A 24,279-nucleotide genomic window follows, 5' to 3' on the forward strand; every position below is an offset into this window, starting at 1 on the left:
CGGCGCGCACACCCACGCACCAGGCACGCGGCCAGAACCCGAGTTGTGGCGACGACCTGCAGGTGATGCTGAACGTGGTGCAGGGTCAGGTGCAGGACATCCGCTTCAGCGGGCAGGGTTGCGCGATCTGCATGGCCTCGGCGTCGATGATGACCGAGGCCGTGCGCGGGCACGACGTGGCCGTCGCACAGCAGTTGCACCAGCGCTTTCGCGCGGTTCTCACCGGTGAACTCGAACCCGATGCGGCGCAACTGGGCAAGCTGATCAGCCTGGCCGGCGTGCGGCGCTATCCGGGCCGCATCAAGTGCGCCCTCCTGGGTTGGCATGCACTGATGCATGCGCTGGGTGATACGCCGTGAGACCACAGCGTGAGCCGGTGGTGACCACGCGCGCGGTGCGTGTCGAGTGCATCCCCGACGGGCGGCCGACCGAACTGCCGCCCGGCACGCCGGCGCGGATCACGCAGGCGCTCGGTGGTTCGTTCACGCTGTGGGTCGAGGGGCAGTTGATGCGGCTGCGTGGTGTCGACGCCGACGCCATCGGCAAGCCGACGCCCGCCGCGCCCGCGGCCCCAACGACACCGCACGACATCGGCCTCGACGAGTTGCGCGCCCTCGTGTGGCAGACCCTGAAGACCTGCTACGACCCGGAGATCCCGGTCGACATCGTCGAACTGGGTCTGGTCTACCTCTGCGACGTGCTGCCGATGGACGACGAACGGTTCCGCGTATCGATCAAGATGACCCTGACCGCACCCGGCTGCGGCATGGGCGAAGTCATCGCCGATGAAGTCTGCGACAAGGTGCTGGCCCTGACGCAAGTGGGCGAAGCGACGGTGGACATCGTGTTCGACCCGCCCTGGGACCGCTCGATGATGTCCGAGGCGGCCGCCCTCACCCTCGGCCTGTAGACGGCCGATCCGATCCCTTCGTCACGAATCACCGACCTTCATGTGGCGGCTCCCGGCGCCGCCGCAGCGCCAGCGCACCGAGCAGGAGCGCGAGCAGCACCAGGCCGATGCCCGCATGGCGCTGATCGTCCTGCTGGTAGTTCACGCACAGGCGCGTGGGCGCATCGATGTAGAGCAGCCCCGCCGTCGCAGCCATCCAGCCAGATTGCCGACGAAGAAGAGCAGTACCTCGGCGTCCATTCGGCGCCAGCTGTCCGCAAAAAGCCAGCCGGCGAGCCACCAACTGGCGATCTTGACCCCGGCTGCGGCGGGCCAGAGCATCGTTGCATCCAGGGCGGACGGCAGCATCCACACCAGCGCCACGCCGCTGGTCAGCACCGCCCCGGTCCAGCCGCGCCAGTCCAGCAGGCGCTGAATGCGCAGCCACCGCCGGGCCGGCAGGCGGCGCAGGCACAGCCGGCAGGCCGACCACCCGGCGATGAATAGCGCAGGGAATTCCGCCAGCATGTGCAGCGACATGCGGCTCTCGACAGTGTGGCGCAGCAACGGCCACAGCAACGCCAGCGGCAGCACGGCCAGCACGAGCGGCCCCACACGGTGCGACGGATGGCCGCAGGCGCTCACCTCGACGCCTCCGGCCGGGTGGCCGCCAGTCGCTGGGCGGCTTCAAGCGCCTGCGGCCACTGGTCGAAGGCGAAAAGTCCGCGCAAGCGACCGCGCTCGTCCATCAGGTGGATGTCGCCGTTGTGCACAAAGCCGCCCTCCCCGTCCGGGATCACGACGACACCGAGCGAGCGCAACAAGGCGCTCGCATCCCCGGGTGTGGCCGGTACGGCCAGGGACCAGACCAGCGGATCCGCGCGCAGGTCGGCGGCATGACGCGCCAGCTGCGTCGGGCTGTCATGCTCGACGTCGAACGAGATCGAGACCAGGTGCACGCCGCGCAGCGTCGGGTCTGACCCCTGCCGCAGGATCAGCGCGCGCTGCATCTGCTGGTACTCGCCGCCGAGCGCTCGGCAGACGCTGGGGCAGCGTGTGTAAATGAAGTCGACGAGATAGGCGGCCGGCATGGCGCCGGCATCGCCCCACAAGCGCGGCGTGCTGCCGTCGCTGCGCCGAAGGGCCACCGGCTGAGCGCGCAGTTCGCCCGCCTGCCATTGCAGCTGCCTGCGTCCGTCGAAGGTCCAGACCTCGAAGCCGTGTGTCCAGTGCTGCAGCGCCATGACCAGACCGAACGTCAGGGCCAGGCAAAGCAAGGCAGTGAGGCGGCGCGCCCTTGCCTCGTGTGACCTCCTCGTCAGGTGCACGGCGGCCAGAGGTGCCGTCACTTGAGCGGCGCCAGCTCGACGTCGCCCTTGTACGGTTCGGTGCGCGCCGCCGTGTCCTTGCGCACCGCCGCCACGGCGTCGGCCGTCACCGGCGCCGCGGCGTTGCCCCACTGGCTGCGGATGTGCGTGAGCACGGCGGCCAGTTCGGCGTCCTGCAACTGGGCGCCGAAGGCGGGCATGACACCGTTGTAGGTGCCGCCCTTGACGGTCAGTGGGCCGCTGGCGCCATGCAGCACCAGGGCGATCAGCGTCGTCTCCTTGCCCACCACCCATTCCGAGCCCGCGAGCGGCGGGAACACGCCCGGCAGCCCGGCGCCGCTGGCCTGATGGCAGGCCACACAACGCGACGCGTACGCAGCCGTGCCGTCCACCGTGGTGCCAGCTGCCGCAGGAAGAGCCCCTGCAGTTCGGCGGTCGAGCGGCCGTCACCCAGCGCGGGTGCGTTGATGATGGCCGATCGGGCGATGTAGAGCACGCCGAAGGCCATCAGCAGTGCGGTCAGGACGATGACGAACCATGGCATCGGATTCGAACCTTCCTTCGGCTCGGGATTTTCGCGCTGCTGCTGAGGAAGGATGGGCGAGGTCATGGCTTCACGGCAGGCACGGCGATAGCCGGGTAGCTGCGATCGAGCGACTGGAGATACTTCACGAGATCCATGGCCTGCGGTCGCGCGACGACCACCTGGCCGGCCGGCGCCTGGCCCGGTGGCAGGGACACCACCACATCGCCCTTTTCGGCCCTTTCCCTCGTCTCGAACAGGAACGGATAGCTCGGCATGATGCTTCCCGGCATGTAGGCTCGCGGCTGGTACAGGTGTCCGAGCTGCCACTGCTCGCTGGGCTGGCGCACGCCGATGTTCATCAGGTCCGGGCCGGTGCGCATGGTGCCCAACAGGTGCGGTTGGTCGTAGGCGTAGTCGCCGGCGACGGTCGCCCGTCCCCAGCCGCGCGAGAAATCCGGCGCGAAGGCCTTGGCTCGCGGTTGCTGAGAGTGGCAGTAGACGCAGCCGTTGGCGATGTACACCTCGCGGCCGCGCAGTTCGGCGCTGGTGTAGGCTTGAGGCCGGGAAGGGGCGGCGCGTCGTGCACCTGCAGATACGGCAGCACCACCAGCGCGCTGGTCGACAGCGCCAGCATGACCATCGCGCCCGAGATCAGCTTGACCTCGTTGTTCATGCCGCCGCCTCCTTGTGGAACAGTTGCCGGAACAGTGCCGGCTTGTCGCGCTGCGGGCCGAAACCCAAGGCGAGCGCCATGAAGTGCGCGGCGAAGACGAGGTGGCCCAGCACCATGAAGGCCCCGCCCACACTGCGCCCCTTTAGGTAGGGCAGCGTCACGGCCACCGAGTCCATGAAGGGTCGCGCCGCGTCCAGCATGGCCACCCCCTGCAGCCAGCCGGCGGCGGTCAGGCTCACGAAGTACAAGGCGAAGCCGCCGCTGACGAGCCAGAAATGCGCCGTGATCATCCACGGGTAGGGCCACTCGCGCGCCGTGATGCGCGGCATCACGAAGTACATCGCGCCGAAGAACACGAAGCTGACAAAGCCGTACAGCCCCAGGTGCGCATGAGCCACCGTGTAGTGGGTGAAGTGGGTGACGGCGTTCATGCTGCGCAGCGCCTCGAGCGAGCCCTGCACCGAACTGGCCGTGTACATCAGGCCGCCGACGCCGATGAAGCGCAGCGTCGGCGACCAGCGCAGCGCCGACAGACGGCCCTGCAGCGTCTGGTACTGGTTCACCGTGAACGCGGCGACCGGGATGATCATCATCATGCTCTGCACGATGGACAGCGTGATCATCCACTCCGGCACCGGCCCGCCGATCAGGTGGTGGCCACCGACCTGACCGTAGAAGAAGGCCAGGCCCCAGAAGCCCAGCAGCGACAGGTTGTACGACTGGATCGGCCGCCCGATCACCTTGGGCAGGAAGTAGTACACCGAGGCCAGCGCCAGCGGTGTGTAGAACAGGCCGAGCACGTTGTGGCCGAACCACCAGTTCATCGCCGCCTGCTGCACACCCTGGTGCAGGCCCGGCACTTTCGCGACGACGAACAGCACCGGCAGCCAGAACAGCGCGCAGGCCATGTACCAGACCGAGACGTAGAGGTGCTCAACGCGCCGGTTGACCAGCGTGAATACCAGCGGCAGGCCGATCAATGCACCGCCGACGGCGAACAGGATGCCGATCTGCCAGGGGATCTCGAGCCACTCCAGGCCGTCGTTGATGCCGGCGGCGATGCTGCCCAGCCCGGCGATCAGCGCCGCGTTCCAGAACACCGCCCCGACGAATGCGAAGCGCGCGCCCAGCAGCGGTGTCTTCAGCAGCCGCGGGATCACGAACATCGCGATGCCCAGGCCCGCCATCGGCGCCCAGCCGTACGCCACCGCGTTGAGGTGGATGGTGCGGATGCGACCGAACGTGAGCCAGGCCTGCCGCACCAGCCAGTCGGGTTCGTGCAGCTTGATCGACGCGGTGAGCCCGGCCGCCGAGGCCACCAGCAGCCAGGCGATCGCGCAGCAGAACATGAAGAACACCAGCGGCGCCGTGGACGCGTCGGCGCGCGCGCGCTCGGCCAGTTCGCCGGCGTCGGCGCGGGACGCTTGGCCGGCACCGGCCGTATCGATGGCGCCCTGCAGGCTGCCCTGCGCCGAAGGTGCCGCGGCCGGTTCCTCGATGCGCCCGATTTCGCCGGAAGCGAAGATCACCTCCGCACCCTTGCTGCTGCGATCGAACAAGCCGGTGCGCTGCGACCAGATGAAGACCAACAAAGCGACGAAGGACAGTACGAAGGCCGACAGCAGGATGGCAACGGTGTTCATGGCGTTCAGCGTTCGAGCTCGGCGCGTTTGTCGGTGACCTCGCGCCACGCATCGGCGTCCGGCAAGGCCTTCTTGGTCTTGGTGATCGGCTTCCAGACGCGGGCCAACTCGGCGTTCAGCGATGTGAAGTCCTGCTGATCACCCGGCACGTCCTCCTCGGCGTAGATGGCCGAGACCGGGCATTCGGGCACGCACACCGCGCAGTCGATGCACTCACCGGGGTCGATGACAAGGAAGTTCGGCCCTTCGCGGAAGGCATCGACCGGGCACACGTCGACACAATCGGTGTACTTGCAGCGGATGCAGGCCTCGGTGACGACGAAGGTCATGGACGCGGCACCGTTCGATCAGCCGCAGCAGGCTCCACCGGAGCAGCAGGAGTCGCCGACGTCCGACCTCGGGTTGGCTCCGCATTTGTCGATCCGTACCCGCCAGGACGCAGGGCCGGTTTCGACGTAGTGCCAGTCGTATTGCCCGAACGCCCGGTCCTCGAACTGCACGCGCAGGGGTTGCGGGTCGTGGTCGTTGACCAGCTCCAGCGCATGGCCTGGTTGAAGCGCGTCGAAGCGTGCAAAGACCAGTGCATGGCGATCGCGCGGCGCGATCGTGCGAAGGTCGATCGTGGTGGCCGGTGCGGCGAGTGTGGAAGTCATCCGAGGTTCCTTTGCAGTTCGGTGAGTGGAAGGCGGGCCTGCCGACGGGCGTGCCACGAAGGGCCAGCGAGGTTGGCGTGTCGAGTCGAGTCAGCCGTCCTTCCCGTCGCGGCGCGTCCTGATCAACCACGGGGCGTAGACGACGATGTAGATGGCGAAAGCGGCGCACCAGGCGAGCGCCGCGCAGACCAGAAGTTGCGGTAGCCATTGCGGCATCGCCAGCGGACCCAGCACACGCAGGGCGGCTGCAGCCATCACCAGCATGTAGGCCAGCACCTCAGCTTTCGAGGCCTTGAGTGGCCGACCCGTGTGGCCGCGCGCCGTGCGGGTGATCATGCCGATGATCAGGCCCCCGGTCGCACCGACCGCCAGGGCATGCACGCCGGCCGACGCACCGATACGGCCGATCTGCGCCAGCGCCAGTAGGCCGAATCCGACGGCTATCCAGGCGTAGGCTGCGTGCAGGATCCACAGGATCGGACGGGTGCGCGTCTGCGCCGGTTGCCATTGCCACTGTCGGGCCAGGTGCAGAGCAGCTGCCAGCGCCAGGGCCGCGCCGCTGACCCATCCCCAAGCCGTTGCCGAGGGTGCGAAGACCCAAAGCGCCAGCGCCAACGCGGTGATCGACAGCGTCGCGCGCTCCAAGGCCGGCCGGGCGGCGAGCTTCAGGCCGGGGGTGGCACTCATCGTAAAGGCCGGAATCACACGCCCGGCAATCACGCACTCGATCATCACGATCAGGGCCAAGCCGGCGTGCAGCGCGACCAGGGGTGCGATCGAAATGGTCCCGAGCACCGCCAGGTGGAAGGCGCCGTTGGCCAGCGACAGCAGCACGAGGATGCCTGCCAGCGGCAGATTCCGGCGGTTGTGGGCGAGGACCAGCAGATCGACCAACACGGCGGCCACCAGTGGCAGCAGCACCAGGTCCAGCAATGCGTAGACCGGATAGGGACCGACTACGGCGGCAACGCGCGCAGCAGCCCACAGCAAAGCCAGCGCGCCCAGGAACGCACCACGCGGCGTGGCCAGCCCGGTCCAGGCCTTGCCGGCCGTCAGCAGGAAGCCGACGATGACGGCGATCGCGAAGCCGAACAACATTTCGTGCGCGTGCCACAGCAGGGGCGGCACCGCCAGAGTCGAGGTCACCTGCCCCAGGTAGAGCGCGATCCAAAGTGGCATCGCCAACACGGCAAACAGCGCAGCTCCCAGGTAGAACGGGCGGAACCCCAGACGCAGCAGCGGCCAGCCCGCGGGCGGTGGCGCTTCGGGCACCTCGGGCGGGGCAGTTCGGAGGGACAGGAGGGACATCGTTTGGCAGACAACGTAACGACGGTCAGGTCGTCCTGAGGACTTATAAGAAGTACGCTTGCTGCATCTTAAATCGCATTCATATTTAAAGGCATATACTTGATGCCTCTTTAGGGGCATGCATGCGTCTCGCCGAGTACACCGACTACACCTTGCGAGTGCTGATGTACTGCGCGGCCCGTCCGCAGCAGCTGGTGACCATCAGCGAGCTGGCAGAACGCCACGGGGTGTCCAGGAATCACCTGATGAAGATCGTCACCGATCTCGGTCGCCAGGGTGTGCTGGAGACGACACGCGGCCGCGGCGGCGGGCTTCGCTTGCTGAAGGATCCGGCCAGGATCCGCATCGGCGACGTGGTGCGCGCGTCCGAGACCGACTTCCGCCTGGTCGAGTGCTTCGACCCGGGCACCAACCAGTGCACGCTGACACCGTCCTGCCGCCTGAAAGGCTTGTTCAGAGGCGCGCTGGGGGCCTACTTCAAGGAGCTCGACAGCATGACCCTGGCCGACATCGTCGAGCCTGCGCCGGCCCCAGCCTCGGCACGCGCCACGTCGGTGCGTGGTCGCGCGGGGGGCGCCCCGGTGGCGCCGCCACGCAGCCTTCGCAAGCCCGCCAGCACCGGGAAGCCCGATGCGTGAGCGCAGCGCACCGGCGACGCTTCTCGATCTGCCCGGGCACTCGGCTCCGGCGGTGGGCTTCGAAGTGCCGCTGGAGATGCTGGCGGCATGTCACGGCCGCGTCCAGGCCCAGTGCGCCACGTTGCGGCGTCTCGCGGCGCACCTGGCCGGCCAGGGGGCCGACCGACAGGCGCAGGACGCCGCCGCTGCCGTGATGCGCTACTTCGATACCTCCGCCGTGCATCACCACGCGGACGAGGAGCTGGACCTGTTTCCAGCGCTGATCGAGTCCATGGCCGGGTCCGACGCCGTGTGCGTGCGCGAGTTGACGGCTTCGTTGGCCGCCGAGCACCGAGAACTCGAACGGCGCTGGCGCGCCTTGCGCCGCCGGCTGGAGCAGGTGGCAGGCGGAGACACGGCGACCTTGCCGGACGACGAAGTGCATGACTTCATAGCCCTGTACGAGCGGCACATCGCACGCGAGGAGGCCGAATTGCTGCCGATGGCCGGGCGGCTGCTCTGCGATGCCGAATTGGACCGCATCGGTCAGTCGATGCGCGGTCGCCGGGGCGCCTTCGAACCCGCCGGGCTCCCCAACTCCTTCCCTGCCTGACGCCTTGCGTCGGGCCCCTTCACTGACCCGTCAAGGAGTCGTCATGTCACAAGCTCATCTGCACTTGTCCCCCGACGCCATCTATCCATTCGACGCCCGCGGCGTGGCCAAGCGTTTCCGGCACGCCGCCATCTTCGGCGCACTGGACATCCTGCAGGCAGGAGAGACCATGCGCTTCGCCAACGACCACGACCCGCTGCCGCTGCTGTCGCAGATGGCGCAGCGTTATGGCGATCGCATCAGCGTGGAATACCGCCAGCGTGAGCCTGGCGCGATCGCGATCGACTTCAGCGTGCGCTGAGCGGGCGCAGCGAAATGGTGCGGCTACGCGGGCAACGTCATATCGCGCGCCGCACCATCATCTCCTTGATCTTGCCGATGGCCAGGGCCGGGTTCAGGCCCTTAGGGCAGACGTCGGTGCAGTTGAGAATCGTGCGGCAGCGAAACAGCCGGTACGGGTCCTGCAGGTTGTCGAGGCGCTCGCCGCTGGCCTGGTCCCGGCTGTCGACCAGGAAGCGATAGGCCTGCAGCAGGCCGGCCGGGCCGACGTACTTGTCCGGGTTCCACCAGTAGCTCGGGCAGGCGCTGGAGCAGCAGGCGCACAGGATGCACTCGTACAAGCCGTTGAGCTCATCGCGTGCCTCGGGTGACTGCAAGCGCTCCTTTTCGGGCGGCGGATCCTCGTTGACGAGCCAAGGCCGGATGGAGTGGTACTGCTTGAAGAAGCCGGTCATGTCGACGAAGAGGTCGCGGATCACGGGCAGGCCCGGCAGCGGCTTCAGGACCACGGTGTTCGGCAGTGAACGGAGGTTCGTCACGCACGCCAGCCCGTTCTTTCCGTTGATATTCATCGCGTCTGAGCCGCAGACACCTTCACGGCACGAGCGCCGGAAGCTCAGGGTCGGATCGATGGCCTTCAGCTTGATCAGCACATCGAGCAGCATGCGGTCGCCCTGTTCGATCTCGAGATCGTAGGTCTGCATGCGGGGCGACACGTCCTGGTCCGGGTCGTAGCGGTAGATCTGGAAACGATGCATCGCCAACCTCCGCAAAGACGGCCGCTGGCCATCGGGTGAGCCCACTCTAGCGCTGCGGGCCAGCATCGATCGGGCCGATTCCTTGATGATTCCTAAGGAACTCGAAGGTGGATCGAACCCACGGGGCACGGATCCGTCTGACGCAACAGGTGGGCAGGGATGCCCTTTCAACCCCAAGGAGAGCAAGATGGCCCTGTTCGTTCGGAAACTGTTCATCGGGACCGCTGCGGCGGTGGCGCTGATCGCTTCGTCTGTCGGTCCGACACTGGCGCAAACCACGGCCCACAGCCACGACGCGGCCACCCCGCACAAGCTCACTCTGAACCAGGGCCGCAAGTGGGCCACCGACGAGCCGCTGCGCGTCGGCATGGGCCGCATCCGCGGCCTGGTCGAGCCGCAACTGGGCGCCGCCCACGCCGGCAAGCTCACGCCCGGGCAATACCGCGAGGTGGCCACGCAGGTCGAGACCGAGGTCGGCGGCATCGTCGCCAACTGCAGGCTCGAACCGAAGGCCGACGCGATGCTGCACCTGGTGATCGCCGACATCGGCACGGGCACCGACACGATGGCGGGCAAGGATGCCAAGACACGCCCGGCGCTCGGCCTGGTGAAGGTGGCGCAGGCCGTCAACCAGTACGGCAGCCACTTCGACCACCCCGGCTTCAAGCCGATCCGCAACGTTCATTGAAACCCCAAGGAGCGATCATGAAATTCACGATTCCCCTAACGCTGCAACGCGAACACGACGCCCTGCACGAGCGGCTGCGCCAGGCCACCCAGGCCGGCGGCGAGGTCGGCGAGGCGGCCAAGACGCTGGCACGGCTGATGCACCCGCACTTCGTCAAGGAAGACCAGATCGCGCTGCCGCCGCTGGGCCTGCTCGCCGCGCTGGCCCGCGGAGAGTGGAACGCCGAGATGGCCGAGGTGCTGACACTCACCGAGCAACTCGAGGCCGAGCTGCCGCAGATGCTGGCCGAGCACCAGAACATCGTCGCGGCCTTGAACAAACTGCGCGAGGCCGCCGCCCGCGCTGGCCGCGGCGAGATCGTCGACTTTGTCGAGGCCCTGGTCGAGCATGCGCGCACCGAGGAAGAGGTGATGTACCCGGCCGCGGTGCTGGTCGGCCATGTGGTTCGGCAACGGCTGGTCCGGCGCGCGTCCACGGCCGCGGCCTGAGAATGGCGGGCATGAAGACACCCGCCTTCTTCGATGCGGTGCCGACGATCACAGTCGCCGACCCGCTGGCCGAGGCGCTCGGCGCGGCAGACGGCGGGGCGATCGAATACCGCTATGTCGACGCGGTCAAGCTCGCCGGCCACTCGTGCCCGACGGTGGCCGGGGCCTGGCTGATGACACGCACGGCGCTGGCCTACCTGTACCCCGGCGAGGCGCCGCGGCGCGGCGAGATCCGCGTCGAACTGCGCCAGGCCGTCGACGAAGGCGTGGCCGGCGTCATCGCCGGCGTGGCGGGCCTGGTCACCGGTGCGGCCAACGAGGGCGGCTTCAAGGGGCTGGCAGGCCGCTTCGCTCGCCAGGGCCTGCTGCGCTTCGGGGTGGCCGCGGCGGGTGAGATCCGCTTCACGCGGGTGGACACTGGTCGGTCGGTCGAAGTAGCGCACCGGCCGCAGGCGGTGCCCCGGCCGGTCGGGCTGGCGGACCTGATGCGGGACGCTTTGGCGCCGCAGGCCGATTCCGTCAGGCGTCAGGCCTTTGCCGATGCCTGGCAAGCTTGGGTACAGACGATCTTGCTCGATCATGCGGACGATCCGGCGCTGATCGCAGTGATCACCTGAAGACGATGGGCCGCAGGGAAATCCCCACGGCGGACCTGCTCGCAAGGCTGCCGCTGTTCAAGGATCTGGACGGCGCGGCGCTGGCCCGGCTGGCCTCGGAATCGGTGCGTCACCGCTTCGAGCGCGGCGACGTGCTGTTCCGCAAGGGTGAACCTGCAACGGGCATCTACGTGGTCGTCTACGGTGACATCAAGCTGGTCTCGACCACACCGGTGCGTGGCCGTCGCCTGACCGGCACGGTCGGGCCTGGGCAGAGTTTTGGCGAGCCGGTGATGTTCCTCGAGCGGCCGACCCTGGTCGAGGCCCAGGCCGCAAGCGACGCCCTGGTGCTGCTCGTGCCCAAGGCATCTGTCTTCGCGGAACTCGATCGCAACCCGAAATTCGCCCGACAGATGATTGCCGGCCTGAGCCGGCGCGTCGAGGCTTTGGTGCACGAGTTGGACCGGCAGGCCATCGGCAGCGGCACTGCGCGCTTAGCCGCCTACCTGCTGCGCCGCGCCGATGGCCAACCCAGCCTGTCGTGGACTCTGCCTGCCGGCAAGGCCGAGGTCGCCACCCAGTTGAACTTGAGCCCCGAACACTTCTCGCGCATCCTGCACGAACTGGCCGAGGCGGGCGTGCTGCAGGTCCAGGGCCGGCGGATCGTGGTGCCCGACACCCATCGGCTCCAGCAAGCGACGACCCCGCGCTGACCTGTGCATGTTCTGAGGCCCTGTAGGCGCTTGTCCGCCGCCGTCCAGATCATAAGATGTACACTCTATGCCTCTTTGAACCGCCTGCCGCGCGCGTTCATTGGCCCGCTTGGAGACCTGCCATGAGTACCCCTGTTCCAGCCCCCACACCGGCCTCGCGCGACGAGGTGCTTGTAGCGTTGAACGAACTGCTGGAGGCCGAGCGTGCAGGCGCGCGGGTGGCCATGGAGACGGCGCGCGACATGCCGCCGTGCGCCTTGACCACGCTCGTGCAGGATGTTCACACGGATGAAGTCCGTTGGTGCAGCATGCTGATGCGCACCATCAAGGCGCTGGAGGGCAATGCGTCCAGCGCGACGGGAGCGTTCTGGGGCAAGGCCATGGCGATCCCTGATCTGGAGCAGCGCCTGGACTTCCTCAACCGCGGCCAGACATGGGTGGTGCGCCGCCTGGAGACGCTGATTCCGCGTATCGAGGACGCACAGGTCCGGGCCGATCTTTCGATCATGCTGGAGGCGCACCGCGGCAACATCGAGCGCATCGACGCACGGCACGCCTGAATGCACGCCGTGGTCAAGAAGTTTCCGATCCACCCCAAGCACCCAGGGCGCATCTGCTGGGGCTGCGACAAGTATTGCGCTGTGGACTCAATGATGTGTGGCAACGGGAGCGTGGCGACGCCGCATCCGTCCGAACTGTTCGGTGAAGACTGGATGTCATGGGGGCTCGACGCCCCCAAGCTCGATCCTCCGGCGTCGCAACAAGCACCTGAGTGAAACGGCCACCCCCAGATTCATGGACCACGATTCAGAGACGGGCGCGCTGGCGCGCGAGGCCATCATGCGGTGGCGCAAATCGGAGCGCCTGCGCCTCATTGACGAGCGGTTGAAACTCTCTCCCGGGCAAAGGCGCCTTCACGCAGCGGCGATCGCGCGCCACTTGTCCATCGCTCTGGGTGACGTCCATGGTCGGACAGTCGGCGTCTACTGGCCGTTTCGCGGTGAACCGAGTCTTCGTCCGTGGATGGAACAGCTTCATGCGCGCGGCGCGCGGTGCGCGCTGCCCATCGTTGTCGAACGACATGCGCCGCTCGTGTTTCGCTCTTGGTGGCCGGGCGCCGCGATGGCCCGCGGGATCTGGAACATTCCGGTGCCCGCCGACGGCATCGCCGTTCGGCCGGACATCGTGGTGTCGCCGGTCGTGGGATTCGATGCGACCTGCTATCGGCTCGGCTACGGAGGCGGCTTCTATGACAGAACACTCGCGGCCATGGCACGCAAGCCGCTGGTGATCGGCGTCGGGTTCGCCATCTCGTCAGTCGCCACCATTCATCCGCTGCCGCATGACATCCCGATGGATCTCATCATCACCGAAAACGGGTGTACGCCCCGACCGTACCGCAGCGCTTGAATCCAGACATCGCCGCCCACCCATGAAACTGAACATCCTCTCGGACCTGCACCTGGGCTTCGGCGCAATGGACTGGCCTGTCAACGATGCCGACGTGGTCGTGCTGGCCGGCGACGTCGCGCGCCCGCGCGAAGCGGTCGCCTGGGCGCTGAAGTTCGACAAGCCCGTGCTCTATGTGCCCGGCAACCACGAGTTCTACGGTAGCAGCATCGACGGCGCGCTCGATGAACTCCAGCGCCTGTGCATGGGTACCCAGGTCCAGGTGCTGGACCAGCGGGAGGTGGTCCTGGGTGGCGTGCGCTTCCTGGGCGCCACCTTGTGGACCGACTTCGAGCTGTTCGACAACCCGCAACAACGCGCCACCGCGAAGTCCGAGGCCCGGCGACTGATGCGGGACTTCAGCCGCATTCGAACCCGCGAGTCGTCGGCCGAGATCTTCACGCCGGATGACTCGGTGGATCTCTTCAGATGCCACTCGGCCTGGCTGGCGAGTCGCCTGGCGGAGGCCCATGCCGGGCCCACGGTGGTGATCACGCACCACGCCCCGTCGCGTCACAGCATCCACCCGCGCTTCGCCGATTCGCCGCTGAACGCCTGCTTCGTGTCCGATGCCGCGCACCTGCTGGACGCAGACCGGGTGTCGCTGTGGATTCACGGGCATACGCACGACAGTTTCGACCACCGCGTCAACGGCACACGCGTCGTCTGCAACCCGCGTGGCTATGCCCGTAGCGGCGTCAACGAGAACCCCGCCTTCGATCCCCACTTCGCTGTCGAGGTGAACGCGCAAAGCGGCCCGCTCAGTGCCTTTCCCGGGCGGCGGGAATGAAATGACCCGAGCGCGCATCTAAGGGGGCGTGAATCCCTTCTCATGGAGGACTGCATGCACGGCACAGCCCTGGCAACGCCCACGACCCCGATCGACAGCATGGCCGACAGCGACCTGGCAGCACGCGCTGCCAGCGGCGACAATGCCGCGTTCGAACGCATCATGCGTCGGCACAACCGCCTGCTGTTCCGCACGTCGCGCAGCATCCTCAAGAGCGACGCCGAAGCCGAAGACGCGTTGCAGGAAGCCTATCTGCGCGCCTGGCGCTCTCTCGGCAGCTTCAGGTCCGAAGCGCGTCTGTCGACCTGGCTGGTGCGCATTGTCATCAACGAAGCACTGGGTCGCTGCGCCGCCGGGGCGCCCAGGTTCTGGCCCTGGACGCCACGATCGACCTCGGGGACGTCTCGATGGAGGACGTGATGGAAGGCAACCCCGACGAGCGGCCCGACCGCGCCGCGATGCGCACGGAACTGCGCACCCTGATGGAAGCGTGCATCGATGCCCTGCCGGAGGCGTTTCGCACGGTCTTCATGCTGAGGGCCGTCGAGGAAATGAGCGTCGAGGAGGTCTCGGTGGCACTGGGTCTGCCAGAGGCCACCGTTCGCACGCGGTTCTTTCGCGCCCGCGGGCTGCTTCGCGAGGGTTTGGCGCGCGACATCGACCATGCCATGGCGGACGCCTTCTCGTTCGACGGGGCCCGCTGCGACCGCATCGTCGCGGGTGTGATGGCCAGGCTGGCCAGCCACGACGGCGCAGTCGGCCCCTGACTCCGGCAGGGATCGGACCGACACAGGCTGCGCGCCCGCCCTCGTCCACCCCGATGACTTTGTGGGCTGGGGGTACCGACCGGGATGAACACACTGCTCAGGGCCATCGGCGATCGGCTCGCGGCCTACCTTCTCGCACCCCGGCCGCACGGTGCCATGGTGGCGACCGTGGCACCGGGCTTGCTCGAGGCCACGCTGCGCCCCGGCGACGTGCTGCTGGTCGAGGGCGAGTCTCGCATCAGCATGGCCATCAAGATCCTGACGCAATCGAACTGGTCGCACGCGGCACTGTTCGTCGGCAGCGGATGGCCGGGAGGCACCGCAAAGCTCGAGCCGCTCACCTTGATCGAAGCCGATCTCCGCGCTGGCGTGCGGGCCGTGCCGCTCAGCGCCTACGCTCACATGCATACCCGAATCTGCCGGCCGGTCGGGCTCGCGGCGCAGGAGGTGGAGCAACTCGTGGGCTACGTCATCAGCAGGCTCGGCCAGCAGTACGACCTCAGGAACCTTGTCGATCTGGCGCGCTACCTGCTGCCGGCGCCGCCGGTGCCCTTGCACTGGCGGCGCCGCATGATCGCCTTCGGAAGTGGCGATCCGTCGCGCGCGATCTGCTCGACGCTGATCGCCCAGGCCTTCCAAGCCGTGCACTACCCCATCCTTCCTGAGGTCACCTGCCAGGACGCCCTCGACGGGGCAGGCGGGCATTGCCGGCGCGAGTTGCTGCACATCCGTCACCACAGCCTGTACGCACCCAGGGACTTCGACATGTCGCCCTACTTCGAGGTCGTCAAGCCGACCCTGCGGCCGGGATTCGATCCGCACGGTCTCGCGTGGGAGGACGATGCACGCAGCGAGCCGGAACGCCGGTGAAGCGCCGGCCATCGAATGGGCTCATAACGCTTTCAGGAGCCATGATGTCCTTCTTCCAGATGTCTTCCCCGCTCGTCGCCCGCCGCCTGTTCCTCGGCCGCACCGGACTGACGCTGTCCGGTGCGGCCGTGGCGCTGCTCGCCGGCAACGAGGCCCTCGCCGCCCAGGCCGGCGGCGCCGCAGCCCAGGATGTGCAGATCCTCAACACCGCCCTCGGTGCCGAGCTCGAGGCGATCGCCGCCTATCAGCTGGGCGCCGAGAGCAAGCTGCTGCAGCCCGGCGTGCTGGACCTCGCACTGAGCTTCCAGGGCCATCACAAGGAGCATGCTGATCTGCTCGCCAAGACGGTGGTCAAGCTGGGCGGCAAGGCCGTGCAGGCCAAGGCCAGGTACAACTTCCCGGTCGAGCAGCTCAAGTCGCAGGGCGACGTGCTGAAGTTCGCCGCCAGCCTCGAGCAGGGGGCCGTGAGCGCCTACCTGGCGCCGTGCCGCTCTTCCGCAACCGCGACCTTGCCAAGGCCGCCGCCAGCATCCTGGGGGACGAGGCGATGCACTGGGCCATCCTGCGCCAGGCCCTGGGCGAAGCGCCGGTGCCGGTGGCCTTCATGTCATGAGCCGCTGGGCGCTGCTGATCGCTGCGGCGATGGGGTATGCCGCGCTCGGCGCCGCACCGCCCGCCGCGGCCGCGCCCGATGCGATGCGCGGCGAGGCAATCTACGCACGCTGCCAGGCCTGCCATGCGCTCTCCTTCGATCGCGTCGGGCCGCGACATTGCGGCCTGCTCGGCCGCCCTGCCGGCAGCGTGCCGGACTACGGCTACTCGGCAGCCCTGAAGCGGTCCGCGATCGTCTGGGACGAGAAGTCGCTCGACCGATTCCTGGCAGCGCCGATGAAGGCGGTACCCGGCACGTCGATGACCTACGCCGGCATCCCTGACCGCCAGGAACGCGCTGACCTGATCGCCTACCTGCGACAGGTCGACCAGACACCGGCCTGCCGCGACAGCGCACCCTCCGCGCGGTGAAGCCAACCATGGCGCAGCCTCCTTCGAGGAACGCAGCCCTGCAGCGGCTGCTGCGAGAAGTGCGGGCCTGCACGATCTGCACGGCCCACCTGCCCCTGCCGCCGCGGCCCGTGCTGCTGGCCGGTGCAACAGCGCGCATCCTGATCGCAGGGCAGGCACCCGGGCGCAAGGTGGCGGCCAGCGGTGTGCCGTTCGACGACGCGAGCGGCGACCGGCTGCGCGCCTGGATGGGCATCGACAAGGCGACGTTCCACGACCCGGGCTTCATCGCCATCCTGCCGATGGGCTTCTGCTATCCCGGTGCCGGCATCAGCGGCGACCTGCCGCCGCGGCCCGAATGCGCCGCGACGTGGCGGGCGCGATTGCTCGAGCAGCTGCCCTCGATCGAACTGACGCTGGTGATCGGCACGTACGCGCAAGCCTGGCACCTGAAGCCGGCCGGCGGCGGCGCGAACCTGACCGCGACCGTGGGGGCCTGGCGCGAGCACGGGGCGCGAGTGCTGCCGCTGCCGCACCCGAGCCCGCGCAACAACGGATGGCTCCAGCGAAATCCCTGGTTCGAAGCGGACGTGCTGCCCGAGCTGAAGGAACGCGTGCGCGCGCTGCGGGGCCGGTAACCGGAAGATCAGTTTGTCACGTGCAGCCACCTGGCGGCATCCAAGGACCAGGCACCCCGACACATGCCGTCGTGTCGATGGCGGGAGTGCCCAACTCCACAGGCCAAGGACCACGCCATGAACACATCACAGCCCTTCACGACCCACGGACACCGCGCCCACCGAACGGCGCCATCGCTGCGTTGCTCGGCGCTGCGGGCCATGCCCTTGCTGGGCATGTGCACCGCCGCCGTCATCCTGGCGACCGCGTGCGGCGGATCCTCCGATGACGGGGCAGCCGACGCGGCCGCGCTGGTCGAGCAGGGCCGCCAGACCTTCCGCTACGAGACCTTCGGCGACGAAGCCAAATGGACCGATGCGCTGCGCATGCACGAGGTGATCAGCGCCGCCGTCGACCCGGTGACCGCGCTGTCGGTCGGACTCAAGGTGGATGCCCAGGCGCTGCCCGCCGCCGTGGTGGACGGCATCCGCAATGGCTCGATCGACCTGACGCAGCCGGCCACCACGATCGCGCTGCTCAAGCTCGATGCGGTGGTCGGCCTCAAGGCCAGCGTCGAGACGGTGAACGGCCAGGACGTGCTCAAGCGCGTCGGCATCACCTGCGCGCTGTGCCACTCGACCGTGGACGACTCCTTCGCGCCCGGCATCGGCAAGCGCCAGGACGGCTGGCCCAACCGCGACCTGAACCCGGGCGCCATCATCGCGTTGTCGCCGACGCTCGACGCGACGACCCGGCAGATGTTCAATGCCTGGGGCAAGGGCAGGTTCGATCCGCGACAGAACATCGACGGGCTGAGCAAGCCGGTCGTGATCCCGCCGGCCTACGGGTTGGCGGGACTGCACAGCGTGACCTTCACCGGCGACGGCAACGAGCTGGCCTACTGGAACCGCTACGTGGCGGTGGCCGAGATGGGCGGGCTGGGCTCGGTGGTGGAGCCACGCCTGAACCTGAACCTCACCAACGGCACCGAGGACCGCGTGTCGAGCAAGCTGCCGGCCTTGCAGGCGTACCAGCTGTCGCTGGGGGCCCCGGCGGCGCCGGCCGGCAGTTTCGATGTTGCGGCCGCCGCTCGCGGCAAGCTGGTGTTCGAGGGCGTCGGCACCTGCGCGACCTGCCACAGTGGCCCGCTCTTCACGGATGCCAACACGCGGCTGCACCCCGCGAGCGATTCGATGGCCGAACCGGAAGCGCCGAGCTACGCATCGCGTTCCGCCACGAAGCAGTACCGCACCTCGCCTCTCAAGGGCCTGTGGCAGCACGCGCCGTATTTCCACGATGGCTCGGCGGCCACCTTGAGCGACGTGGTTCGCACCTACGACCGCAAGCGGGGCCTGGGGCTCACAGAGCAGCAGGTGGGCGACCTGAGCGAGTACCTGAAGTCCCTGTGATAGCACTCGCGGCAAGTGGCGCGGAGGGGCGCCTGGCAGGTCATGCATAGTCGGCGCACCGAGCACATGCGGTGAGGGTCGTGCACCGCTACTTGCCAAGCAATACGCCTACATCCCAGTGCGACATCATCTTGAGGAATTGCTCGGACCAGGCAACGCCGATAGACTTGTGAGATGGGTTCCATTGCGTCCACGTCCGCGTTCGGCGGTGCATTCTGCGAGGCGGCATGTTTTGCTGCTGAGTCGCTGTGCACGCCGCAGTTGCGTGCCGGGATGGGGACTCACACCCGTCAGCCGGCCGCACATCCTTAGGCCCGGCGATCACCACCACACCATTTGCGCAAACTTCAGATCGCCGGGCTCCTAGCCCGCGCGTAGATGCGTGTCTCCGATCCGGAGGCACTCAGCTTGACACTGAAGGAATGCCCCGTGGAAGTGATCACCCTCGAGCGCACGCTCACTGAACTGGACCATGTCCGCCTCCTGAACCTGCTCCGCCGCGATGCACGCGGTGACGGGTCACCCCAGCAAGTCCGTGCCATCGAAGACGTCCTGGAAGCCTCTGCGCTCGTTCCATCGCGCGAGGTGGCACCCGACGTCGTGACGATGTATTCGCAGGTCCTGCTGCAGGACTCCCAGACCGGCCAGCGAAACACGCTGACCCTGTGTTACCCCGCGGACGCCGAGCCGGCGGTTGGATTCGTGTCGGTGCTGTCCCCGGTCGGCAGTGCCCTGCTCGGCCTGCGGGTCGGCAGCATTGCTCGCTGGTCTACCCCTGCCGGCGACGAAAAGGCGGCCGAGATTCTGGCCATCCTCTTCCAGCCCGAGTCGAGCGGCGACTACGCGATGTAGCCGTCGCGTGCAGCCTTCGGACTGCACATCACGATCGTGGCGACGACGGGCCTGAATGCCACCTCTGGGGCGATGCACATCGCTCCGTAGGCACACGCTCGTCTGCCGCCTGTCGGAACACGACTGTTCTCGAGGAGACACAGATGACGTCACTCACATCCATTCTGGCGGCAACCGATTTTTCGGTTGACGGTAACAACGCGGTGCGCCGCGCAGCGTTGTTGGCGCATGAGCACGGAGCCCACCTTCGCATCCTTCACGTTCTGAATGCTGCAGGCTGCAAACCGCTGCGCGACTGGTTCTCACCGACGTTGGACCTGGATCTCAAGGCCTCACAGGCGCGCGACGCACTGCGCCGCCTGGCCGTCGAGGTATCGGGTGCCTACGACTTGACTGCCAGCGTCGAGGTCATCGTCGGCGACCCGTTCGAGACCCTGATGCAGGCGTCGGAGCATGTCGACCTGGTGGTGCTCGGACAGCGCGGCCACGGCCGCTTCAAGGGATTGCTCGCCGGCAGAACCGTGGATCGCATGATCCGAACCTGCCGGCGTCCCGTCCTCGTCGTCAAGACCGCGGTGCAAGGGACCTATCGGCGAGTCCTGGTACCGATCGACTTCACGGCGTCGTCGGATGCGGCGATTCGCGTCGCTGACCGGATGCGCCGCGCGGAAGGCATGCATGTGTTCCACGCCATCAACTCCAAGCGCGAGGCTGTGATGCGCGGTGTGCCCGGGCACGTCATCAGGGAAACGCACCTGATGGAAGAAGGAGCGACCAATGCTCGCATGCGTCGCCAGGTCGCCAGACTCGGCCTGGACAGCACGCCCATGAACTATGCGCTGGCGTACGGGTCACCGGCGCGCGCGACCCTGCGTCACGCCCACAGGCTCGGCGCCGACCTCATCGTCGCCGGGAAACAGGGTCGTTCAACCTTGGGCAACTTCCTTCTCGCAGCGTCAGCAGCCGCGTCCTGTCCGAGGCGACTTGCGACATGTTGATCGCGCCGCGGCGCCGGGACAGTTCTCCGCCACAGGCTGCGAAAACGGTCGCGCCTCGACCGAACTCGGAGCACTACATCGACAACGCAGCCCTCGCTCAGAGCGCGGCAGCGCATGCCGGGGCATTGACTCAGGGCCATTGGATCCACAACAAGGCGCGATTCGTGTCGCGGAGATCGTCATGAGCCTGATGCAAATGCCGTGGATTGCCCTGTTGGACATGCAGCCGCAGTGGAGTCACCAGATCGCGTGGTTCGTCTACGGATGGGTCGAGCGCGAACAGCTCCTGAACGTGACCGCCTGTGCGCAGTGGTGAGGGCAAGACGACGGCTCTGCGCGGTGGGCAGTTCGCCGAGTTGCAGGAGTACCTGCAGACGGTGAACAGCGCCATCGTCGACGTTGGCGCCAGCAACGTCGATCAGCTGCTGTTGCTGATGCAGAGCTACCGCGGCAGCCACGAGGACTTCGACTGCTTCGTCGTACCGACGGTGCCGCCCCTGAAGCAGCAGCAGGACACCATCGCGACGTTGATCGATCTGTCGCGCCTGGGCGTCCCGCCGTCGCGACTGAAGATCCTGTTCAACATGACAGAGCCTGGCCGGTCCGTCGAGCAGACCTTCTACCTCTTGCTGGCCTACCTCGCCCAGCACCCGATCGCCGTTCCCGATGCGGCATGCAGCCTGGGCGCGAACGAGATCTACGGTCGGATCCGGGGGATCAAGTCGGACCTTGGATCCCTGGCGCGCGACACCACGGACTACAAGTCGCTGATTGCCAAGGCCAAGGACGCCACCGAGAAGCTGGCCCTGGCCCAGAAGCTCGCGACGCGCCGACTCGCCACCGGCGTGGTGCTGGAGCTCGATGCCTGCTTCGCAGCACTGGACCTCCACGCGCTTTCGGCGGGTGCTTCGCCAACCGAGACGAGCGCGGAAGCGTGAATGACCTGACCACCGCGCGCGAGGCGCTCGTGGCCGAAGCGCTTGGCGAGATCGCCCAGGTGGCGGAAAGGCTGGAGACCGTCGTTCCAGCCGTGGACGCGAGCCGGGAAGCGCTCATGCAGGCCAGCGCGACCCTCTCGGATCAACTGACGTCATTGGAGGCACGGATGACGGCCATTGCCGAAAACGCCAAGGGCGTGGCGATCCGGCACATTGCGCAGCGCACCGACGAGTTGGCGCGAAGCGCGGGTGAGGCGCAGGTGCGAGCAATGCAGAGCGCCGCGACGACCTTGTTCCGAGAGGAGTTGCAGCCTGTCCTGCAGCGCCTCGCCGGTTCACTTCAGGAACAGCGGCGCCTCGCGCGCTTCGAGAGCTGGCTGACTCACGTCGCCGCGGCGCTCTTGGCATCGGCGCTGAGTTGGGCGATAGCGGCCTGGATGTGGGCGCGTTGAAGCATTGCTGGAGTTCAACGCGCGCAGATGCAGGCGCGCGCGGCGCGCTCAGTGATAGTCGTCCTCGAGCTGATGACGCACGGCCAGGACCGTCACCGTCGCCGCATCCTCGATCTCGAAGAGCGCCACGTAGCCGCTGCTTCCAAAGGGGATGAGCAGTTCGCGCAGGAAAGGGTCGTCGTCGGCCTTGCGATAGATGAAAGGCGAGCGCTTCAGGCTCTCGACCGCGTCGGTGATCGCACCCAGTGCCCGCTCGGCGAGATCGAGGTCCTCGACCGTCGTGGCGCGATCGAGCAGGTACTCGTAGAGCCGCGTCAGGTCATCCCGGGCCGACGCGCTGTACCGGACGGCAAAGCTCACGCACGGGCCTTCTTCTGCAGCCTCGTTCGGGCCTGGGCCAGCTTCTTGGCCAGCTCGGCGTGAACCACGTCGGCGTCGATGTACACACCCGTGCGCTTGGCCTCCTCGCGCGAGGCCAGGCCACGCGCGATGAACTCGGCACGGACGCGGCGTCGCTGGATCGTCTCCCGCACCGATGCTCGATGAAGCCCGACAGCGTCTCGCCTTCCTGGAGGACGCTCTCGGCGGCTTCGCGCAGTTCGGGCTCGACGCGCAGCGACGGCAGTGTGGCGGATTTCATGGTGGGCAGTCAGCGCGTTGCAGTTGCGATGCATTCTACGCGGACCGTCCGTCCACCGCCAGATGCGGGCAGCAGCGTCGACGCAGCGCAGGCAGCAGGCTGCCTGGCGCGCACCCCTCGATGGGTGCCGCCGGGCCACGCGAGCCGGCCGACACGCAGTGGAGGCCGGCGAGCGGCCGTACGGCTCGTCTCGCGGCGCAGCACGCGTGGCGGTCGATGCTGGGGCGATCTTCCGCCTCGCAATCAAGATCGTTCCGGCCAGCGAAGGCCCCAGCTCTCGATGACGGCTCGCACGCGGGCGTCACCGTCGGGGATGAGCGTGTGCAGGTCGGCTCGGCCCCAGCGCAGCGCGTCGAGGCAGCACAGCATGTCGTCGCTGATGGCGATGTCGACGGCGCGCAGCTCGAACAGGTCGAACGGAAAGGCCCGGCCGTTGTACGTCGCGGCCAGGAAGCGCGCGACGCGCGGGATCTGGCCGGAGTCTCGCTCCTCGGCCAGCTCGAGCAGTCGCGCGAACGCCTGAGCTCCTGCCTGGGTCGCCTTGCGCGACCGGGTGTCGAATTCCGTGAGCGCGGCTTCAATCGCATCGGGACTCATCGGCGCCTCCTCGGATGGAGTGGGAAGACCAGCCCGATGGTCGGGCCGGTGCAGCACTGCGAGCGCGCCAGATTCGGGGCGGAATCTGGCGGGCTCGGGCGGCCGGGTCAGCCCTTCAGCTTGCGCATCTCCTCGGCCAGCATCCACAGCGCACGGTTCAGGCTCACGCCGCGGTCGATGCTGCCCACGGGGCGGGTCTGCAGCCGGCGCCCCTGCGCGCTGCGGCCGGGCTGCCCGCCGCGGATCACGTTCTCCTGCACGCGTTGGAACGTCGTCCAGAGGCTGTGTCCGATGTCCTCGGGCCGGCGCGCCTCGATGAGCTGCTCGGCCGTCACCGGCGCAGGCGCGTGGCCGCCGCCCTCCTCCACCGTGTGCTCGCCGAAGCGCAGTGCCAGGGCGGCCGTCGCGAAGGCGATCTCCTCGGGCGGCTGGAGCTGCAGCGCCTTCATCGCCTCGGTGTGCTCGTTCACGGCCTCGAACTCGTCGAGCACGCGGAACGCGCCTTCGATCACCTCGCCCTGGATGTTGCCCTTGTGCGGGATGCGGATGTCGTCCACCACCTCGCCCACCACCAGGCCGTTGCAGCAGACGAAGCGGAACATGCCGGCCAGCATCTGGTAAGAACTGGCGCCGTCGTGGCTGTTGATCAGGATGATCTCGTTCGCCTCGGGCCGGGTCTGCACCTGTCCGGCGTGGCGCATGCGGATCATGTGCTTGGTGAACTCCGCCTTGCCCTCGACGCGGCTGGCACCCTGGGCGACCATGAAGGGCTCGAAGCCCTCCTTGCGCAGGCCGCGCAGGACATCGATGGTGGGGATGTAGGTGTAGCGCTCGGAGCGGCTCGCGTGCTTGCCCTCGGCGAAGATGGACGGCGCCGCGGCGCGCATCTGGTCTTCGCTCAGGGGCTGGTCACCGCGCATCACGCGGGTGTTGCGGGCAAAGCGGGTCGCCAGGGTCGGGGTCGAGTACATGATGGTTTCCTTCGATCGTTGAGTGTTCGAAGGGCGGGCGCGGCTCGGTTGTTTGTGGACCAGCTTCACGCCTACCCTATGAGGGTTCAGGCGTCGGCGTGCGCCGGCTGGCGCGCGCTGCGGGGCTTGCGGCTCGCAGCCGGGGCGCTGGGGC

34 protein-coding genes and 3 pseudogenes are annotated in these 24,279 nt (G+C 67.8%); 24 read left to right on the forward strand and 13 right to left on the reverse strand.

Annotated elements, in window-relative coordinates; genetic code table 11:
• On the forward strand, positions 1-359 hold a 359-nt coding region (gene sufU / locus x551_RS07170), incomplete at its 5' end, for a Fe-S cluster assembly sulfur transfer protein SufU (protein ID WP_036247987.1).
• On the forward strand, positions 356-910 hold the full coding sequence (gene sufT / locus x551_RS07175) for a putative Fe-S cluster assembly protein SufT (RefSeq protein ID WP_036228950.1): 555 nt from the start codon (positions 356-358) through the stop codon (positions 908-910). The genes sufU and sufT, both read left to right, overlap by 4 nt.
• A gap of 141 nt (positions 911-1,051) precedes the next feature.
• Here sufT and x551_RS07180 read toward each other — a convergent pair whose 3' ends face one another.
• The 8 genes and pseudogenes from x551_RS07180 to x551_RS07215 form a co-directional block, all read right to left on the reverse strand.
• Entirely contained in the window at positions 1,052-1,534 is a 483-nt protein-coding gene (locus x551_RS07180; RefSeq protein ID WP_051511883.1) for a hypothetical protein, read from the reverse strand.
• A complete protein-coding gene (locus tag x551_RS07185) occupies positions 1,531-2,238 on the reverse strand; it encodes an SCO family protein (protein WP_152543453.1) in 708 nt (235 codons plus the stop codon). Before x551_RS07185 ends, x551_RS07180 begins: the two co-directional genes overlap by 4 nt.
• Entirely contained in the window at positions 2,235-2,609 is a 375-nt protein-coding gene (locus x551_RS28130) for a cytochrome c (protein WP_310732184.1), read from the reverse strand. The genes x551_RS07185 and x551_RS28130 overlap by 4 nt, the downstream gene beginning before the upstream one ends.
• A gap of 214 nt (positions 2,610-2,823) precedes the next feature.
• A pseudogene (locus tag x551_RS07195) lies at positions 2,824-3,416 on the reverse strand (cbb3-type cytochrome c oxidase subunit II).
• Positions 3,413-5,059: a cbb3-type cytochrome c oxidase subunit I gene (locus x551_RS07200; RefSeq protein WP_036228948.1), complete on the reverse strand. Its 1,647-nt coding sequence runs from the start codon at positions 5,057-5,059 to the stop codon at positions 3,413-3,415. Before x551_RS07200 ends, x551_RS07195 begins: the two are co-directional and overlap by 4 nt.
• A gap of 5 nt (positions 5,060-5,064) precedes the next feature.
• Entirely contained in the window at positions 5,065-5,388 is a 324-nt protein-coding gene (fdxA, locus tag x551_RS07205; protein WP_036228944.1) for a ferredoxin FdxA, read from the reverse strand.
• Positions 5,389-5,406: 18 nt separating this feature from the next.
• Positions 5,407-5,712, reverse strand: coding sequence for a DUF2249 domain-containing protein (locus tag x551_RS07210; protein WP_036228942.1), 306 nt, complete (start codon positions 5,710-5,712; stop codon positions 5,407-5,409).
• A gap of 90 nt (positions 5,713-5,802) precedes the next feature.
• Positions 5,803-7,020, reverse strand: a complete 1,218-nt coding sequence (locus x551_RS07215) for an NnrS family protein (protein ID WP_036228939.1) — start codon at positions 7,018-7,020, stop codon at positions 5,803-5,805.
• A gap of 122 nt (positions 7,021-7,142) precedes the next feature.
• Between x551_RS07215 and x551_RS07220 the strand changes: the two genes are divergently transcribed.
• The 3 genes from x551_RS07220 to x551_RS07230 are packed head-to-tail and all read left to right on the forward strand — an operon-like array spanning position 7,143 to position 8,551.
• On the forward strand, positions 7,143-7,658 hold the full coding sequence (locus x551_RS07220; RefSeq protein WP_036228929.1) for an Rrf2 family transcriptional regulator: 516 nt from the start codon (positions 7,143-7,145) through the stop codon (positions 7,656-7,658).
• Entirely contained in the window at positions 7,651-8,250 is a 600-nt protein-coding gene (locus x551_RS07225; protein ID WP_051495457.1) for a hemerythrin domain-containing protein, read from the forward strand. The genes x551_RS07220 and x551_RS07225 overlap by 8 nt, the downstream gene beginning before the upstream one ends.
• Before the next feature lie 43 nt (positions 8,251-8,293).
• A complete protein-coding gene (locus x551_RS07230; protein ID WP_036228926.1) occupies positions 8,294-8,551 on the forward strand; it encodes a DUF2249 domain-containing protein in 258 nt (85 codons plus the stop codon).
• A 37-nt stretch (positions 8,552-8,588) separates the two neighbouring features.
• Here the strand turns inward: x551_RS07230 and x551_RS07235 are convergent, their stop codons facing one another.
• Positions 8,589-9,293 carry a succinate dehydrogenase iron-sulfur subunit gene (locus x551_RS07235; RefSeq protein ID WP_036228923.1) on the reverse strand — a complete coding sequence of 235 codons (705 nt, stop codon included), beginning with the start codon at positions 9,291-9,293 and terminating at the stop codon, positions 8,589-8,591.
• A 181-nt stretch (positions 9,294-9,474) separates the two neighbouring features.
• On the opposite strand from x551_RS07235, the gene x551_RS07240 reads away from it, so the two are divergent.
• The 19 genes and pseudogenes from x551_RS07240 (at position 9,475) to x551_RS07320 (ending at position 21,917) form a co-directional block, all read left to right on the forward strand.
• On the forward strand, positions 9,475-9,975 hold the full coding sequence (locus tag x551_RS07240; protein ID WP_051495453.1) for a hypothetical protein: 501 nt from the start codon (positions 9,475-9,477) through the stop codon (positions 9,973-9,975).
• Between the two features lie 17 nt (positions 9,976-9,992).
• Positions 9,993-10,463, forward strand: coding sequence for a hemerythrin domain-containing protein (locus tag x551_RS07245; protein ID WP_036228920.1), 471 nt, complete (start codon positions 9,993-9,995; stop codon positions 10,461-10,463).
• An 11-nt stretch (positions 10,464-10,474) separates the two neighbouring features.
• Positions 10,475-11,080, forward strand: coding sequence for a hypothetical protein (locus tag x551_RS07250; RefSeq protein ID WP_036228978.1), 606 nt, complete (start codon positions 10,475-10,477; stop codon positions 11,078-11,080).
• A 5-nt stretch (positions 11,081-11,085) separates the two neighbouring features.
• A complete protein-coding gene (locus x551_RS07255) occupies positions 11,086-11,772 on the forward strand; it encodes a Crp/Fnr family transcriptional regulator (protein WP_036228917.1) in 687 nt (228 codons plus the stop codon).
• 122 nt (positions 11,773-11,894) lie between these two features.
• Complete coding sequence (locus tag x551_RS07260; RefSeq protein ID WP_036228914.1) at positions 11,895-12,332, forward strand: DUF6306 domain-containing protein; 438 nt, start codon at positions 11,895-11,897, stop codon at positions 12,330-12,332.
• Between the two features lie 9 nt (positions 12,333-12,341).
• Positions 12,342-12,548, forward strand: a complete 207-nt coding sequence (locus tag x551_RS24170; RefSeq protein WP_081771256.1) for a DUF3079 domain-containing protein — start codon at positions 12,342-12,344, stop codon at positions 12,546-12,548.
• A 19-nt stretch (positions 12,549-12,567) separates the two neighbouring features.
• Complete coding sequence (locus x551_RS07265; RefSeq protein ID WP_051495451.1) at positions 12,568-13,182, forward strand: 5-formyltetrahydrofolate cyclo-ligase; 615 nt, start codon at positions 12,568-12,570, stop codon at positions 13,180-13,182.
• A 22-nt stretch (positions 13,183-13,204) separates the two neighbouring features.
• Complete coding sequence (locus x551_RS07270; protein WP_051495449.1) at positions 13,205-14,011, forward strand: metallophosphoesterase; 807 nt, start codon at positions 13,205-13,207, stop codon at positions 14,009-14,011.
• A gap of 54 nt (positions 14,012-14,065) precedes the next feature.
• A pseudogene (locus tag x551_RS07275) lies at positions 14,066-14,778 on the forward strand (RNA polymerase sigma factor).
• Positions 14,779-14,862: 84 nt separating this feature from the next.
• Complete coding sequence (locus tag x551_RS07280; RefSeq protein ID WP_036228911.1) at positions 14,863-15,648, forward strand: YiiX/YebB-like N1pC/P60 family cysteine hydrolase; 786 nt, start codon at positions 14,863-14,865, stop codon at positions 15,646-15,648.
• 44 nt (positions 15,649-15,692) lie between these two features.
• Positions 15,693-16,261 (forward strand): annotated as a pseudogene (locus tag x551_RS07285) (ferritin-like domain-containing protein).
• Positions 16,262-16,290: 29 nt separating this feature from the next.
• Positions 16,291-16,671 (forward strand): c-type cytochrome, encoded by a 381-nt coding sequence (locus tag x551_RS07290; protein WP_231497450.1) that lies wholly within the window; start codon positions 16,291-16,293, stop codon positions 16,669-16,671.
• Positions 16,672-16,679: 8 nt separating this feature from the next.
• Positions 16,680-17,288: a uracil-DNA glycosylase family protein gene (locus x551_RS07295; protein ID WP_036247989.1), complete on the forward strand. Its 609-nt coding sequence runs from the start codon at positions 16,680-16,682 to the stop codon at positions 17,286-17,288.
• Between the two features lie 117 nt (positions 17,289-17,405).
• The gene (locus x551_RS07300; RefSeq protein WP_253950317.1) at positions 17,406-18,677 is read left to right on the forward strand and encodes a c-type cytochrome; all 1,272 of its coding nucleotides are present in this window, start codon (positions 17,406-17,408) and stop codon (positions 18,675-18,677) included.
• A gap of 429 nt (positions 18,678-19,106) precedes the next feature.
• On the forward strand, positions 19,107-19,529 hold the full coding sequence (locus x551_RS07305; RefSeq protein ID WP_036247995.1) for a GreA/GreB family elongation factor: 423 nt from the start codon (positions 19,107-19,109) through the stop codon (positions 19,527-19,529).
• A 143-nt stretch (positions 19,530-19,672) separates the two neighbouring features.
• Positions 19,673-20,527, forward strand: coding sequence for a universal stress protein (locus x551_RS07310; RefSeq protein WP_081771254.1), 855 nt, complete (start codon positions 19,673-19,675; stop codon positions 20,525-20,527).
• A 181-nt stretch (positions 20,528-20,708) separates the two neighbouring features.
• Positions 20,709-20,843 (forward strand): hypothetical protein, encoded by a 135-nt coding sequence (locus x551_RS27900; RefSeq protein ID WP_255343754.1) that lies wholly within the window; start codon positions 20,709-20,711, stop codon positions 20,841-20,843.
• Positions 20,830-21,465: a hypothetical protein gene (locus x551_RS07315; protein ID WP_197028704.1), complete on the forward strand. Its 636-nt coding sequence runs from the start codon at positions 20,830-20,832 to the stop codon at positions 21,463-21,465. Before x551_RS27900 ends, x551_RS07315 begins: the two co-directional genes overlap by 14 nt.
• Positions 21,462-21,917 carry a hypothetical protein gene (locus tag x551_RS07320; protein ID WP_036228900.1) on the forward strand — a complete coding sequence of 152 codons (456 nt, stop codon included), beginning with the start codon at positions 21,462-21,464 and terminating at the stop codon, positions 21,915-21,917. The genes x551_RS07315 and x551_RS07320 overlap by 4 nt, the downstream gene beginning before the upstream one ends.
• 48 nt (positions 21,918-21,965) lie before the next feature.
• On the opposite strand, the gene x551_RS07325 is transcribed toward x551_RS07320, so the two are convergent.
• From x551_RS07325 to x551_RS07340, 4 genes are all read right to left on the reverse strand, one after another.
• Entirely contained in the window at positions 21,966-22,277 is a 312-nt protein-coding gene (locus x551_RS07325) for a type II toxin-antitoxin system RelE/ParE family toxin (RefSeq protein ID WP_036228898.1), read from the reverse strand.
• The gene (locus x551_RS28135) at positions 22,274-22,450 is read right to left on the reverse strand and encodes a hypothetical protein (protein WP_343252118.1); all 177 of its coding nucleotides are present in this window, start codon (positions 22,448-22,450) and stop codon (positions 22,274-22,276) included. Before x551_RS28135 ends, x551_RS07325 begins: the two co-directional genes overlap by 4 nt.
• 350 nt (positions 22,451-22,800) lie before the next feature.
• The gene (locus x551_RS07335; protein ID WP_036228893.1) at positions 22,801-23,154 is read right to left on the reverse strand and encodes a hypothetical protein; all 354 of its coding nucleotides are present in this window, start codon (positions 23,152-23,154) and stop codon (positions 22,801-22,803) included.
• 107 nt (positions 23,155-23,261) lie between these two features.
• Positions 23,262-24,125 carry a DUF932 domain-containing protein gene (locus x551_RS07340; protein ID WP_036228891.1) on the reverse strand — a complete coding sequence of 288 codons (864 nt, stop codon included), beginning with the start codon at positions 24,123-24,125 and terminating at the stop codon, positions 23,262-23,264.
• Positions 24,126-24,279 lie beyond the last annotated feature (154 nt).

Origin of the sequence: Methylibium sp. T29, assembly GCF_000576205.1 — a bacterium.
GTDB lineage: Bacteria > Pseudomonadota > Gammaproteobacteria > Burkholderiales > Burkholderiaceae_C > Methylibium > Methylibium petroleiphilum.

Bases quoted from the DNA above. Each gene is read 5' to 3' on its own strand.
- x551_RS07200 (WP_036228948.1), bottom strand. From the start codon at position 5,059: ATGAACACCGTTGCCATCCTGCTGTCGGCCTTCGTACTGTCCTTCGTC.
- fdxA (WP_036228944.1), bottom strand. From the start codon at position 5,388: ATGACCTTCGTCGTCACCGAGGCCTGCATCCGCTGCAAGTACACCGAT.
- x551_RS07210 (WP_036228942.1), bottom strand. From the start codon at position 5,712: ATGACTTCCACACTCGCCGCACCGGCCACCACGATCGACCTTCGCACG.
- x551_RS07215 (WP_036228939.1), bottom strand. From the start codon at position 7,020: ATGTCCCTCCTGTCCCTCCGAACTGCCCCGCCCGAGGTGCCCGAAGCG.
- x551_RS07220 (WP_036228929.1), top strand. From the start codon at position 7,143: ATGCGTCTCGCCGAGTACACCGACTACACCTTGCGAGTGCTGATGTAC.
- x551_RS07225 (WP_051495457.1), top strand. From the start codon at position 7,651: ATGCGTGAGCGCAGCGCACCGGCGACGCTTCTCGATCTGCCCGGGCAC.
- x551_RS07230 (WP_036228926.1), top strand. From the start codon at position 8,294: ATGTCACAAGCTCATCTGCACTTGTCCCCCGACGCCATCTATCCATTC.
- x551_RS07240 (WP_051495453.1), top strand. From the start codon at position 9,475: ATGGCCCTGTTCGTTCGGAAACTGTTCATCGGGACCGCTGCGGCGGTG.
- x551_RS07245 (WP_036228920.1), top strand. From the start codon at position 9,993: ATGAAATTCACGATTCCCCTAACGCTGCAACGCGAACACGACGCCCTG.
- x551_RS07250 (WP_036228978.1), top strand. From the start codon at position 10,475: ATGAAGACACCCGCCTTCTTCGATGCGGTGCCGACGATCACAGTCGCC.
- x551_RS07255 (WP_036228917.1), top strand. From the start codon at position 11,086: ATGGGCCGCAGGGAAATCCCCACGGCGGACCTGCTCGCAAGGCTGCCG.
- x551_RS07260 (WP_036228914.1), top strand. From the start codon at position 11,895: ATGAGTACCCCTGTTCCAGCCCCCACACCGGCCTCGCGCGACGAGGTG.
- x551_RS07265 (WP_051495451.1), top strand. From the start codon at position 12,568: ATGGACCACGATTCAGAGACGGGCGCGCTGGCGCGCGAGGCCATCATG.
- x551_RS07270 (WP_051495449.1), top strand. From the start codon at position 13,205: ATGAAACTGAACATCCTCTCGGACCTGCACCTGGGCTTCGGCGCAATG.
- x551_RS07280 (WP_036228911.1), top strand. From the start codon at position 14,863: ATGAACACACTGCTCAGGGCCATCGGCGATCGGCTCGCGGCCTACCTT.
- x551_RS07290 (WP_231497450.1), top strand. From the start codon at position 16,291: ATGGGGTATGCCGCGCTCGGCGCCGCACCGCCCGCCGCGGCCGCGCCC.
- x551_RS07295 (WP_036247989.1), top strand. From the start codon at position 16,680: ATGGCGCAGCCTCCTTCGAGGAACGCAGCCCTGCAGCGGCTGCTGCGA.
- x551_RS07300 (WP_253950317.1), top strand. From the start codon at position 17,406: ATGAACACATCACAGCCCTTCACGACCCACGGACACCGCGCCCACCGA.
- x551_RS07310 (WP_081771254.1), top strand. From the start codon at position 19,673: ATGACGTCACTCACATCCATTCTGGCGGCAACCGATTTTTCGGTTGAC.
- x551_RS27900 (WP_255343754.1), top strand. From the start codon at position 20,709: ATGAGCCTGATGCAAATGCCGTGGATTGCCCTGTTGGACATGCAGCCG.
- x551_RS07335 (WP_036228893.1), bottom strand. From the start codon at position 23,154: ATGAGTCCCGATGCGATTGAAGCCGCGCTCACGGAATTCGACACCCGG.
- x551_RS07340 (WP_036228891.1), bottom strand. From the start codon at position 24,125: ATGTACTCGACCCCGACCCTGGCGACCCGCTTTGCCCGCAACACCCGC.